The 12,780-nt window shown below is 38.0% G+C and carries 10 protein-coding genes; 6 read left to right on the top strand and 4 right to left on the bottom strand.

Features of this window, described 5'->3' with window-relative positions:
* Nucleotides 1–89: 89 nt before the first annotated feature.
* Nucleotides 90–755, bottom strand: a complete 666-nt coding sequence (locus LKF16_RS04325; protein WP_291468980.1) for an NAD(P)H-binding protein — start codon at nt 753–755, stop codon at nt 90–92.
* Between the two features lie 14 nt (nt 756–769).
* A complete protein-coding gene (locus LKF16_RS04320; protein WP_291468978.1) occupies nt 770–1,420 on the bottom strand; it encodes a nitroreductase in 651 nt (216 codons plus the stop codon).
* Nucleotides 1,421–1,562: 142 nt separating this feature from the next.
* Between LKF16_RS04320 and LKF16_RS04315 the strand changes: the two genes are divergently transcribed.
* The gene (locus LKF16_RS04315) at nt 1,563–1,979 is read left to right on the top strand and encodes a winged helix-turn-helix transcriptional regulator (RefSeq protein ID WP_291468976.1); all 417 of its coding nucleotides are present in this window, start codon (nt 1,563–1,565) and stop codon (nt 1,977–1,979) included.
* Between the two features lie 104 nt (nt 1,980–2,083).
* Here the strand turns inward: LKF16_RS04315 and nagB are convergent, their stop codons facing one another.
* Entirely contained in the window at nt 2,084–2,815 is a 732-nt protein-coding gene (nagB, locus tag LKF16_RS04310) for a glucosamine-6-phosphate deaminase (RefSeq protein WP_291468974.1), read from the bottom strand.
* A 234-nt stretch (nt 2,816–3,049) separates the two neighbouring features.
* On the opposite strand from nagB, the gene LKF16_RS04305 reads away from it, so the two are divergent.
* The 5 genes from LKF16_RS04305 (at nt 3,050) to adhE (ending at nt 11,523) form a co-directional block, all read left to right on the top strand.
* Nucleotides 3,050–4,897, top strand: coding sequence for a PTS mannitol transporter subunit IICBA (locus tag LKF16_RS04305; protein ID WP_291469402.1), 1,848 nt, complete (start codon nt 3,050–3,052; stop codon nt 4,895–4,897).
* 22 nt (nt 4,898–4,919) lie between these two features.
* Nucleotides 4,920–7,004 carry a BglG family transcription antiterminator gene (locus LKF16_RS04300; protein WP_291468972.1) on the top strand — a complete coding sequence of 695 codons (2,085 nt, stop codon included), beginning with the start codon at nt 4,920–4,922 and terminating at the stop codon, nt 7,002–7,004.
* A 4-nt stretch (nt 7,005–7,008) separates the two neighbouring features.
* Nucleotides 7,009–7,452: a PTS sugar transporter subunit IIA gene (locus LKF16_RS04295; protein WP_291468970.1), complete on the top strand. Its 444-nt coding sequence runs from the start codon at nt 7,009–7,011 to the stop codon at nt 7,450–7,452.
* Between the two features lies 1 nt (nt 7,453).
* Complete coding sequence (locus tag LKF16_RS04290; RefSeq protein WP_291468968.1) at nt 7,454–8,617, top strand: mannitol-1-phosphate 5-dehydrogenase; 1,164 nt, start codon at nt 7,454–7,456, stop codon at nt 8,615–8,617.
* A 308-nt stretch (nt 8,618–8,925) separates the two neighbouring features.
* Nucleotides 8,926–11,523 carry a bifunctional acetaldehyde-CoA/alcohol dehydrogenase gene (gene adhE / locus LKF16_RS04285; protein ID WP_291468966.1) on the top strand — a complete coding sequence of 866 codons (2,598 nt, stop codon included), beginning with the start codon at nt 8,926–8,928 and terminating at the stop codon, nt 11,521–11,523.
* A gap of 379 nt (nt 11,524–11,902) precedes the next feature.
* Here adhE and LKF16_RS04280 read toward each other — a convergent pair whose 3' ends face one another.
* Nucleotides 11,903–12,769, bottom strand: a complete 867-nt coding sequence (locus LKF16_RS04280; RefSeq protein WP_291468964.1) for a glycerophosphodiester phosphodiesterase — start codon at nt 12,767–12,769, stop codon at nt 11,903–11,905.
* Nucleotides 12,770–12,780: the final 11 nt, after the last annotated feature.

Here is a 12,780-nt window from a genome sequence, read left to right as displayed (position 1 = left end):
TTCACTAACAAAATAGATAGAATGCAAAAAGCAGACCAGATGATGGCCTGCTTTTTGATTGTCCAAAATTATTAATTCGACGACTAAATTTACATGTTGGGGTCAAAACCGTTATATTCCATTACGAATTTACGTGGCCTATTGCCATCTGTTCCTGGTTTGTCGATACCGACTGATTCTCTAACATCGACTTCTGGATGTAAAATCGTATTTTTTACATAATCGGCCACGCTAGCACGGGATACTTCTGTTCCTTTGAAAGGCTCGGGCTTGTGCGTAGTTTCGTAACTTACCTCATCAACATCTACTAACCACGCTGGGCGAATTACTGTATAATCCAGGTTGCTATTTTCAATTATATCTGCGGCTTGCCGATACGTTTTCAAATATTGTGGCAGTGCACGGTTATTCAACTTACCAAATTCTCCAGGCACTTCATTATAGATTCCTAAGGATGATGTCCAAATTAGACGTTTAGATTTGGTGTTTTTCATAGCGTTAACAATTGTTTTTGCAGAAGAGATCACGTCACCATTTAAGCTGACATAAACAATGTCTTGATTCTTAATGATTTTTGCCATCATTGTTGAATCGGTAGCATCTGCAACCGAGATGTTTTGAGTTGTTAAAGATTTCGGCAATTTTTGAATATTACGGACAACCAGAGCAAGGTTGATATCATCTTCATCTTTAATTTGATCAGCTACGATTGAGGCGATTCTGCTTGTGGCACCGATGATTAATACGTTTGTCATTTTTATTCTTCTTTCTAGTCATGAATTGTAAGAAATTGATTTAGATTCATTCGTTTAGAACGGAAACTGTTGATTTTCGATTTTTCATTCAGATAACCCAATCCAATCCCCATTCCAAATTGATATTCATCAGATACATTCAAAATTTTATGTAATTGTTGTGGATAACCAACAAATTCCGCAGCGGGCATCGAAGATACTCCAAGATTCGAGGCTGCCAGCATCAAGGTTTGTCCAAATGCTCCTAAATCATATGCTGACCATAGTGATGATTTTTTCGGCATTAGTAAGTATGCGATTGCAGGAGCATTGAATAAGTTATTTGACTTGTTCTGCATGGTGCTTGGCTCATCTTTAAGATATTTGTATAAGTCATTCGACCAAGTTGAGACATTACTACGTCCTTGAGTTCCCATGGATTCTCGATGTAACGGTGGGAATTCATAGGACATTGTCTTACCATTTTGTGAATATAGTTGATGCATATTTTTAATTTGCTTTAAACTATTTCCTTTTGCGACTTCTACTTTCCATATTTGATCATTGGCCCATGATGGAGTCAGAGCTGCAACTCTAATAATCTCATTTATCGTTTGTTCACTGACAGGTCTCTCATCAAAATCTCTGGTTGAGTGACGATTTTTAACAGTATCAATAAAGTCCATAATTAATGACCTCCATATCCCTTTGACTTTACGAGTGAAACTATAACGTCAAACTGGCAACTTTAGAAGACGCCACTTTTTAGTGGTATAGTTACTAAAAAGTATCATTTGTGTTAATTCGACGATTGGTGGTAAGAATAAAATGAAAAAAAATAATTTTGATGTAAATGAAATTTGCCCATGTACGATAACCATCGCAATGTTAAGTAGTAAGTGGAAAATTTTGATAATGAGAGAATTATTGAAGGGAACTGAAAGATTTGGTGATTTAAAGAGGAACGTCATTGGCGTAAGTCAGAAAATGTTGACACAAAGTCTTCGAGAGATGGAAAGAGATGGCTTAGTTAACCGAAAAATTTATCCTGAGGTACCGCCAAGAGTTGAGTATAAATTAACTAATGTTGGTGAAAGTATGCGTCAAATAATATTGATGTTAGATGGTTGGGGAACGAAATATATTGAGGAAAATGACCCAGAATATATTAAAGAGAGATTTAACATCGATTTGACTGAGAATTCTTGGATGAAGGCACCGGACAACGAAATAAATATTAAATAAATTGCGTATCAAAAAGACCACTCAATTTTTTCATGAGTGGTCTTTCTTTGTTGCAAAAAAAGGAAGCCAGGATACTTATCCTGACTTCCTTTTGAATTTAATGATTAGTTGATCTTTTCGTCGATTGATGAATCTTTTAATTCGCTAGCTGCGTCTGTATCAACGATTACTGTAACATCGTCTTTTTGTTGAAGAACTGATGCAGGGCATTCGTTAGTAACAGGTCCTTCGATCATTCCCTTAACGGCATCAGCCTTTTCTTTACCAAAGGCCATAAGAACGATCTTCTTACTCTTAAGAATTGAACCAATACCCATTGAGTAAGCAAACTTAGGAACATCGTTTTCGTTGTCGAAGAAACGAGCATTTGCTTCGATAGTTGATTCTGTTAATGGAACTTTTCTTGTTTCTGCATCGAAAGGTGAACCTGGTTCGTTAAAACCAATGTGACCATTGCGACCTAAACCTAATACTTGAAGATCGATTGGGTTGTCAGCAATGACTTTGTTGTAACGTTTTGTTTCTTCTTCTGGATCCTTTGCCAAACCATCTGGAACGTAAGTCTTAGCAAAAGGTTTCTTATCAAATAAGTTAACTTGCATGAAGTGACGGTAACTTTGAGGGTCATCAGGAGCACATCCAACGTATTCGTCAAGGTTAACTGATGTCATTTTTGAAAAATCAACATCGCTATTAACCATATATTTGTACATTGCTACTGGTGTACTACCTGTTGCAAGGCCAAGAACCTTAGCACCATTGTTCATTTCTTCTTTAATTAGTTCAAAGGCTTTCTTGCCTGCTACATCATTATTAGTTGCTACGATAACTTTCATCGTTATTCCCCTTTCAAATTAACGGATCTACCACTTAACTTTGGTATAGCCCAATTATAATATCGAACGAAGATACAGTCAACTAGTAAGTAGTTGAAAACGTATTCATAAAATTTTGTCATAAATTTTTGTGCCAAAGCTCCCGTTGATGACAAAAAGGTAAGCGTATACACTGATTCTTGTAAGCAGTTACAGTGCTTGAAAGGGGAGTCGAAGATGGAAGCAACTTCTAGCATGAAAGAAAAGAAAGCTTCAACAGAAGTTAAAGAGAAAACTTCTATAAAGACAAAGTTACAACGTTTCGGTAGTAAACTTTCCGGAATGGTTATGCCAAATATCGGTGCCTTCATTGCTTGGGGACTTATCACAGCCTTATTTATGAAATCAGGTTGGTTACCAAATGCCCAATTAGCAAAAATGATCACACCAATGGTTACATACTTACTACCACTATTAATTGGTTTTACTGGTGGTAATGTCGTCGACGGTCACCGTGGTGGTGTCGTTGGTGCAATTTCAACAATGGGTGTCATTGTTGGTTCCAATATTCCAATGTTTATTGGTGCCATGATCATGGGTCCTTTAGGTGGCTGGATGATCAAAAAATTTGATGCCTGGGCTCAACCTAGAACTAAACAAGGTTTTGAAATGTTAGTCAACAACTTCTCAGCCGGAATTCTAGGTATGATCTTAGCAATCATTGGATTCTACGGAATCGGACCTTTGGTTGCTACATTATCAGGTGCATTAGCAGTTGGTGTTAACTGGATTATTGCTCATAATCTACTACCACTTGCCAACGTTGTTATTGAACCTGCCAAGATTCTATTTTTAAATAACGCAATTAATCAAGGTATTTTAACTCCATTAGGTATTCAAGCATCAGCTTCGGCTGGTAAGTCGATCCTATTCTTGCTTGAACCAGATCCAGGTCCAGGACTTGGAGTATTGTTAGCCTTTATGTTCTTTGGAAAAGGAACAGCTAAGAGTAGTGCTTCTGGTGCCGCTATTATTCACTTCTTTGGTGGTATCCATGAAATCTACTTCCCATATGTACTTATGAAACCCGCATTGTTCTTATCAGTTATCGGTGGTGGTGTTACAGGTACATTCCTATTCAGTTTATTTGGATCAGGATTAAAGGCTTCACCTTCACCAGGTTCCATTATTTCAATCTTATTGATGACGCCTAAGGGGCTCGGAAATTATCTGGGAATCCTTGCCGGTGTTACCGGAGCCACAGTCGTTTCGTTCTTGATCTCAATGGTCATCTTAAAACGTGATAAATCAATGGACGGCGACCTTGCAGCTAGTCAAGCCGCAATGAGCAACGAAAAAGCTTCAGCCAAAGGCGAAGCAGTTGATGCCAGCGGTACACAAGCTTCAACAGAAGATGCAAAAGCAATTTTAGCAACAGCAAACGAAGTTAACCACATTATCTTTGCCTGTGATGCCGGAATGGGATCATCAGCAATGGGTGCTTCAATCTTAAGAGATAAAGTTAAAAAAGCTGGTTTGGACTTATCAGTTACCAACACAGCTATCAACAATTTGAAAGATGAACCAGGATTATTAGTTGTTACTCAAGACGAATTAGCAAGTCGTGCCTTAACTAAGACACCATCAGCTGTCCACGTGGCCGTTGAAAACTTCCTTAACTCACCTAAGTACGATGAGATCGTCACTGGTTTAAAGACTAAAGAAGTATCTGGTTCAGATACAGCAACAACAACAGATTCAGCAACAAAGACAAAAGATAACGATCAAGAAACAAGTGATCTTCAAGATATCGATGTTTCAAAGATCAAGACAATTGACTTTATCCATCATGATCAAAATGTTGGTTCAGCTACAATGGGTCGTTCGATCTTTAAGGACAACATGAAGAAAGCTGGAATCAAGGACATCAAAGTTCAACACATCTCAGTTGGTGAAGTTGACGATGAAGATTCAGTCCTAGTTATCGCAAGTCGTGACACAGCTAAACGTATCAAGCTATCATTCAAGAACGTTCAAGTTCTAGTAGTCGATAGTCTAATCGATCCACCCGAATATGATAAACTTATTTCTGAAATGAAATAATAATATTAGGGATGTTAAATAAATGGATTTATCAAATCGAGAATCTGAAATCACATTACTTTTGCTTAGAAATCCTCAAGGGTTGAATGTATCTGATTTGACGAAAGGGATCAATGTCAGCAAGAGAACGATTTATCGGGAATTATCTTCATTAGAAACTATGTTGGCTCGGCTAGCCATTCAGTTGACCAAAACTGACGGACTATACCATCTGGTGGGCAATAAAGACAGTTTCACTGAACTACGCAATGTTTTGACGCAATCTGATACTCAAACAATACTTACCTCAGTTGCAACTCGGCAAAGTGCAATTGTGTGTAAATTATTAACAGTAGATACAATCATTACAATACAATCTTTGGCAGATGAGTTTGAAGTCAGTTCGACAACCATTACGCAAGACCTTAAAACGATTGAACCAATCTTTAATGACTATGAATTGCAATTAGTCCGAATCAAAGCAAAGGGAATCCGTGTCGATGGAAAAGAAAGCAATGTCAGACGGGTTTTAAGTGGAATTCTTTCAAGTGAGATCAACGAATATGAATTTTTTGAATTCGTTGATCATCTTGATGGCACTGAGACAGTAGCCAAGAATTCTTCACAGTACTTTATAAATCTATTAGATTTCCATCTATTAAAACAAGCTAGTTTAGCGATGGAAAAACATGTAAAAAATGATTTCACCTCATTATCTGACAGTCAGTTAAAACAGTTGATGATCATCTTAACTGTTTCAGCTGCACGGATCAGAATGGGCAAGTTAGTCAGCGAGTTCAAGGCAGTCGACAAGAGTTCAATTTTTCAATATCAACGAATTGCGATTGACTTGTATAACGATTTTGACCAAGACGTGCGCGACCCTATCACCTTGATGGAATTAGAGTTTATGGCTCAACAAATTCAAGGGATGAGCTTTTCAATTTCAAAAAACATTTTACAAGATGACTATGATTTAACGTTGTCATATCAAGTCAGAAGTTTGATTGAAGAAGTCTCCAATGACTTTGATTATGACTTTCAAACTGATGAGACCTTGTTCAATGACCTGATGGCTCATATTGGTTCAGCGTTAAAAAGACGAGTGTCGCAACTTCCAGAGATCAACAATCCGGTTTTACAGAATGTGATCGAGAACTATCCGGAACTTTATGATCAGATCATCAAAGCTTTGGACAGCGTCTTTAATGGAAGATTGCCGAAGAGTGAAGCAGCTTATATCTTGATTCACTTTGCATCGTCGTTCGAACAGCAACGTCAAAATAAGCCAATCAGTGCCTTAGTAGTTTGTGCTAACGGTATTGGAACGGCCAAGGTTTTGGAAAGTCGTTTGAAAAAAACGATTCCTGAAATCAACCGTTATAAGGTGTCTCGAGTGGCTGAATTGAATCACTTGGATCTTAAAGATTACGACATTATTTTATCGACGATCTTTTTACCAGGGTTCAAGTTGCCATATAAAGTTATTTCGCCATTGTTGCTCAACAATGAAATCGAAGAGATCAAAACTTTTTTGAACGAACGATTTGGAGTCGTCGAAGTTCATCCCAATAAGAAGTTAGTAGTCGACTCAAATGATGCCATTGCGGAATTGAATGGTTTAAATAACAAGGTGACGGTTGCTCATCAGCTGTTAAATCAAGTTGAAGTCAAACAGATCGACAATCGAGCCTTTAATTTGCAGCAAACATTACTGTTGCTATCTAGACGCTTGCGTCCAGAGTACGTTACCAATCCTGATATGGTCGCTACGGCCCTTTATCAGCGGATGGAAAAAGCTCCAGTTGGTTTGCCAAATACAAACTTAGCCTTGATCCACACGACCAATGACGGTGTCAGAAAACCATTTTTTGCACTCTATGATTTAACTAATCCAATCCTGATCAAAGGGATGGATTACAAATCAATGAACTTAACTAGATGTTTATTTATGATTGCACCAAAAGATCTACCACAATTTAGCATTGACCTTTTGGGCAGTATCTCAAGTTCGATCATCGACAATGAGCTTAATTTAAAAACTTATCAAGATGGCGATTCAGACGAGATCAAACAATTAATTGCAAAATTATTTTTGAGGGTTATTAAAGAAGAGGATTGGAAGTGATGTAATGAAAGCTTTAGATAAGAATCTTATCAAGCTTAATCAACAAGCAAAGACTAAAGAAGATGCCATTAAGCAAGCTGGTCAATTGCTAGTTGATAACGGAAATGTTCAGGCTGGTTACATTGACTCAATGATCGATAGAAATAAAGACGTTTCGGTCTACATGGGTAACTTTATTGCTATTCCGCACGGAACTGAAGATGGAAAGCAATATATCGAAAAAACTGGTATCTCAATCGTTCAATACCCAATGGGCGTTGACTTTAGCGATGATCCAGCTGATGAAAAATTAATTACAGTTGTCTTCGGGATTGCTGGACTAAATGGAGAACATCTACAATTGCTTTCTTCAATTGCATTGTTCTGCAGCGATATTACAAATGTTGAAAAATTAGCTGACGCTCAATCAGCTGACGAAGTCATAAATCTATTAAAAGAGGTTGAGTAGGATGAAAAACGCAGTACATTTTGGAGCAGGAAATATTGGTAGAGGATTTATTGGTGAAACATTAGCATCAAACGGATATGCAATTCATTTTGTTGATGTTAACTCAACAATCATTGATGCCTTGAACGCACGTCACGAATACGACATTGAATTGGCTGAAGAAAGTCATGAAAAGATCCATGTTGATAATGTTGATGGTATCAACAATAAAGATAATCCAGAAGACGTTGTTAAAGCTATCGAAAACACAGATATCGTTACAACAGCTATTGGACCAAAGATCTTGAAGTTCATCGCTGATTTAATTGCTAAAGGTATCAGTGCACGTAAAGCAAACAACAACACAACTACACTTGATGTTATTGCCTGCGAAAACATGATTGGCGGAAGCCAAGCTTTGAAAGAAGAAGTTTACACACACTTATCAGACGACGATAAGAAGTTTGCTGATGAATATATCGGCTTCCCAAATGCTGCTGTTGACCGTATCGTGCCAATTCAACATCATGATGATCCACTTGCAGTTACTGTTGAACCATTCAAGGAATGGGTCGTTGACAAGTCACAAATGAAATATCCAGAAATCCAATTGGATACAGTTGTTTATGTTCCAGATTTGGAACCATATATCGAACGTAAATTATTCTCAGTTAACACAGGCCATGCCACAGTTGCTTATACAGGCGAATATCTTGGCTACAAGACAATCGGTGACGCAATTGTTGATGCCAAGGTCTTGAAGCAAGTTAAGGGTGCTCTAAAGGAAACTGGTGATCTATTGATCCACAAGTGGAACTTTAACCCTGACGACCACAAAGCTTATCAAGAAAAAATCTTGAGCCGTTTCCAAAATAAGTTTATTTCTGATGATATCTTACGTGTTGGTCGTACACCAATCCGTAAGTTAGGATTTGACGAAAGATTTATTCGTCCAATTCGTGAATTGAAGGAACGTGGATTAGATTACAGCGTACTTCTTGATACAGTTGGTATGATCCTCACATTCGATGAACCAAAAGATTCAGAGAGTGTAGAATTACAAAAGATGCTCCAAGAAAGTTCACCTAAAGAAGTAATTACAAAAGTTACTGGCTTAAAAGATGAAGATCTTATTAATGAAATTGTTGCTTCATACGAAGACAAAGTTAAAGCAACAGAAGCTTAATAAATAAAAAGAGTGAATAATTTCACTCTTTTTTTGTGCCCAAAAAGTTTGTAACTTCACGGATTATTTTCAAAGAAATGTTTACAATGGGCTTTAACCCCAGGAAGTTAGATTCCTATGATAACAATCTTTGACCAGAGATTATCTTTACTTAATATAATAATAATTATGTAAGCGTATACAAATATAAAAACTTTCAAAAAGTAAGTGAAAAAACTTGCAAATGAAAATTCCGGTGTTAATATAAGTATGTGAAATAAATAACGTGAATGGTTTAACAAACTTATGAATTGTTTGGAGGATTTTGTATGCTAAAGGATAATAAGAAAGTTAACGAAGAAGAGGTCTCCAAGACGATCGATAAAATGGTCGACAAGGCACATGGGGCATTGGAGGCCATGGATGACTTTACCCAAGAAAAGGTCGACCATATAGTCCATCAAATGGCAATTGCCGGACTTAACGCTAGTTTGAAACTAGCTAAGATGGCTTATCAAGAAACTGGTCGCGGCGTGACTGAAGATAAAGTTATCAAAAATATGTTTGCTACCGAAGAGATCTGGCATTCGATCAAACGTGATAAGACAGTCGGGATCATTGAAGATGACAAAGAACATCGCTTGATCAAAGTTGCTGAACCACTTGGCGTTTTAGCTGGTGTCACACCGGTTACAAACCCAACTTCAACAACAATGTTCAAATCATTGATTGCTGTAAAGACTCGTAATCCGATCATCTTTGGATTCCATCCTCAAGCACAAAATTGTTCAGTTGCTGCCGGAAAAGTAATGTATGAAGCAGCCATTAAAGCTGGTGCACCAGAAGGTATCATCCAATGGATCGAGAAGCCATCGATCGAAGCTACTTCTTATTTGATCAATCATGAAGGCGTTGCAAGTGTTCTTGCCACTGGTGGCCCTGGAATGGTCAAAGCTGCTTATTCAACAGGTAAGCCTGCGTTAGGTGTTGGACCTGGTAATGGACCAGCCTATATCGAAAAAACAGCAAATATCAGACGTGCAGTTAATGATATCGTACTTTCAAAGACTTTTGATAACGGAATGGTTTGTGCATCTGAAAATAGTGCCATTGTTGATAAAGAAATTTACAATGATGTCAAAAAAGAAATGGAAAAGATGCATGTTACCTTTTTAAAGAAGGCTGATTATAAAGCCTTAGCCGAAACAATGTTTAGACCTCAAGGTGGAGTCAAAGGACCAATCGCCGGCGCATCTGCCTTGAAGATTGCTAAACTTGCTGGAATCAAAGTTCCTGACGATACTAAAGTCTTAGCTGTTGAATTAACTAAGATCGGTGACGACGAACCATTATCTAGCGAAAAACTTTCTCCAGTAATCTCAATTTATAAGTCAACTAGTCACGAAGATGCCTTCAAGAAAGCTGACGCCTTACTCCATCACGGTGGCCTCGGTCATACAGCTGCCATTCATACGATGGATGAGAAGTTAGCCACTGAATATGGCGTAAAGATGTTAGCCAGTCGTGTCCTAGTCAACACTCCTTCAGCAATCGGTGGTATCGGAAATCTTTACAATGAGATGATCCCATCACTAACACTAGGAACAGGTTCATGGGGTAAAAATTCTATTTCACATAATGTCTCATCATTCGATCTTTTGAATATCAAGACTATCGCAAGACGGAGAAACAACATGCAATGGATCAAACAGCCTAAAGTATACTTTGAAAAAACCTCTGTACGTTACTTGGAAGATATGGAAGGTATCCACCGTGCAATGATTGTTGCAGATCCTAACATGGTTCAACTTGGATATGTCGATACAGTTGTTGACGAACTCAAACGGAGAAAACATCCAGTTGAATATACCTTATTCTCTGATGTAGAATACGTAACATCCACTGATATGGTTGGACGTGGCGTAACTCAGATGAACATCTTCAAACCAGATACCATCATTGCTTTAGGTGGCGGTTCAACGATGAACGCTGCTAAAGATATGTGGTTGTTCTACGAACATCCAGATGTTGACTTGTTTGGAGCAGAACAAGGCTTCATTGATATTAGAAAACGTACCTACAAGTTCCCTAAGCCTGAAAAAGCTCAATTTGTCGCTATTCCAACAACTTATGGAACTGGTTCAGAAGTAACGCCATTTTCTAATATTACTGACAATCGTACCAACGTTAAGTATCCAATCGCTGATTATGCATTGACGCCTGACGTTGCAATCATCGATTCGCAATTTGTTGAATCAATGCCTAAACATATCATTGCGATTGCTGGATTAGAAGTATTGAACAATGCGGTTGAATCGTTTGTTTCAAACATGGCTTCAGATTATACACGTCCATATGCTATGCAAGCCTTGAAGCTGGTCGTTGATAATTTGAAGAAAGCTTATGACGGAGACGTTGATGCACAAGCAGAATTGCACAATGCTTCAGCTCTTGCTGGAATGTCATTTGCAAACGCCTTTGCTGGTGTTGGCCATTCACTAGCAGATGTACTTTATAACGAATTTGGCCTTTCTCATGGTCTTGGGGTTATCATTTCACTCCCTCAAGTGATAAGATATAATTTCAAGCAACCAACAAAGATTGCTATGTGGCCAAAATACGAGCACTTTAGAGCTGATGAAGATTATGCTTCATTAGCAAGATACATTGGCTTGAATGGTTCCTCCAATGAGGATCTCAAAGAGGCCTTGATCAAGAAGATTGTTGAATTAGCTCACTCAGTCGACATCAAATTAAGTTTGAAAGATAACGGTGTTGATAAAGCACAATTTGAACAAAAAGTCGATGAGCTATCAGAAAACGCCTTTGCTGATCAATTCTCCTTTGCAAATCCTAAAGAACCATTGATCTCAGAACTAAAAGATATCTTGGTTGATGAATATTCAGGCAAGAATATCGAGCATTAGTACCATCCTTCACGAAAGTACCAAAGTACCAAAAGCTAAAGCACTAAAATCAAAATTTAAATTCCTTCCAAAAATTTAAATTGATTAAAAAAGCATCCCTTTCCTCGGGGATGCTTTTTTGCTGGTCGCTTTTATTTTTATAGTGGAAACGCGTAAACGACACCCTGAATGCTACTGCATAAGATCAAAAAGGTTACGGGGGAACAGTCCCCCTCCACCTTTCTGATCTTATGCTCCGCATTCAAATCGGGTATAAACGCGTAAAAAAACAATGAGGCAGTGCACATAAGCCAATCCAACACTCCTTCGGTCTTACGGACCGACTCCGTATTGGCTTGTCTTATGTTCTTGCCTCAAAACTTGTTTTTTTACGCTCTTTTTATTTCCAGTCTTTTATCAATGCTTTTGTTTCTTTTGTATTGTTAGTGAATAGACTATCGGTCTTATTTACCTTGATGGCGTTGTAATTGTCGTTGTATGTTTGGATGGTCCATAGGTCCGATAGCATACCGCGTTTGTTGATAGCCTTCATCAATTTTGGCGTTGCTTGTTCGGCGTCCATTGACAAGAATTTGATGTACTTTGGAGCACCTTGGATCATTGATAAGTATTCATTCTCGCCAGATGCTTCCATTAACCAAAGATATGGGACATTCTTTTGATTCTTGAAGCTGTGCAACAACTCAATTCCGTTAACGTCGGTATCTTGAATGATGACGTTTTTGTTCATCTTAGAATTATCTAATTGCGTTGCCAATGCTTTTTCAGTGTCGGTGTTGTCGCCGTCATTTTTTTTAGCTTCGATAATGTAGTGAACATTTTTCTTATAGTGGGCGAAAACGTCCTTTAATTGATGCAAAGGTTCGCCATTTCTAAGCTTGACTTTATTTAACTCGCTAGAAGTAGATTTTGAAACATTGATGTCTTTACCGGTAGTTCGTTTCAAATTGTCATCGTGAGTCACGTATAATTTGCCATCTTTACTGAGCCAAACGTCTTGTTCGATAAAGTGACTGCCATCTTTAATAGCGTGGTCATAGCCAGCAAAACTATGCTCTGGACTGTTGTAAGGACTGCCACGATGTGAAAAAATAATTGGATTCTTGGGCGATGCTTTCTTGATCTCTTTTTCAATCGAGACCATGTTTTTAACTTTTGGTGCTGCAGAGGCTGGCGTTGCTGAGATCCCCAAACTAAAAATAGCGATTGCTATTGCAGCAACGGTAGCTTGTAAACTTTTTTTCATGGTATTTCCCC

The sequence above is a fragment of the Companilactobacillus sp. genome, from assembly GCF_022484265.1.
GTDB lineage: Bacteria > Bacillota > Bacilli > Lactobacillales > Lactobacillaceae > Companilactobacillus.
This window is presented reverse-complemented; position numbering and strand designations above follow the sequence as displayed.

Excerpts from the sequence above, each read along its gene's own strand:
- LKF16_RS04325 (WP_291468980.1), bottom strand. The coding sequence starts at position 755 with ATGACAAACGTATTAATCATCGGTGCCACAAGCAGAATCGCCTCAATC.
- LKF16_RS04320 (WP_291468978.1), bottom strand. The coding sequence starts at position 1,420 with ATGGACTTTATTGATACTGTTAAAAATCGTCACTCAACCAGAGATTTT.
- LKF16_RS04315 (WP_291468976.1), top strand. The coding sequence starts at position 1,563 with ATGAAAAAAAATAATTTTGATGTAAATGAAATTTGCCCATGTACGATA.
- nagB (WP_291468974.1), bottom strand. The coding sequence starts at position 2,815 with ATGAAAGTTATCGTAGCAACTAATAATGATGTAGCAGGCAAGAAAGCC.
- LKF16_RS04305 (WP_291469402.1), top strand. The coding sequence starts at position 3,050 with ATGAAAGAAAAGAAAGCTTCAACAGAAGTTAAAGAGAAAACTTCTATA.
- LKF16_RS04300 (WP_291468972.1), top strand. The coding sequence starts at position 4,920 with ATGGATTTATCAAATCGAGAATCTGAAATCACATTACTTTTGCTTAGA.
- LKF16_RS04295 (WP_291468970.1), top strand. The coding sequence starts at position 7,009 with ATGAAAGCTTTAGATAAGAATCTTATCAAGCTTAATCAACAAGCAAAG.
- LKF16_RS04290 (WP_291468968.1), top strand. The coding sequence starts at position 7,454 with ATGAAAAACGCAGTACATTTTGGAGCAGGAAATATTGGTAGAGGATTT.
- adhE (WP_291468966.1), top strand. The coding sequence starts at position 8,926 with ATGCTAAAGGATAATAAGAAAGTTAACGAAGAAGAGGTCTCCAAGACG.
- LKF16_RS04280 (WP_291468964.1), bottom strand. The coding sequence starts at position 12,769 with ATGAAAAAAAGTTTACAAGCTACCGTTGCTGCAATAGCAATCGCTATT.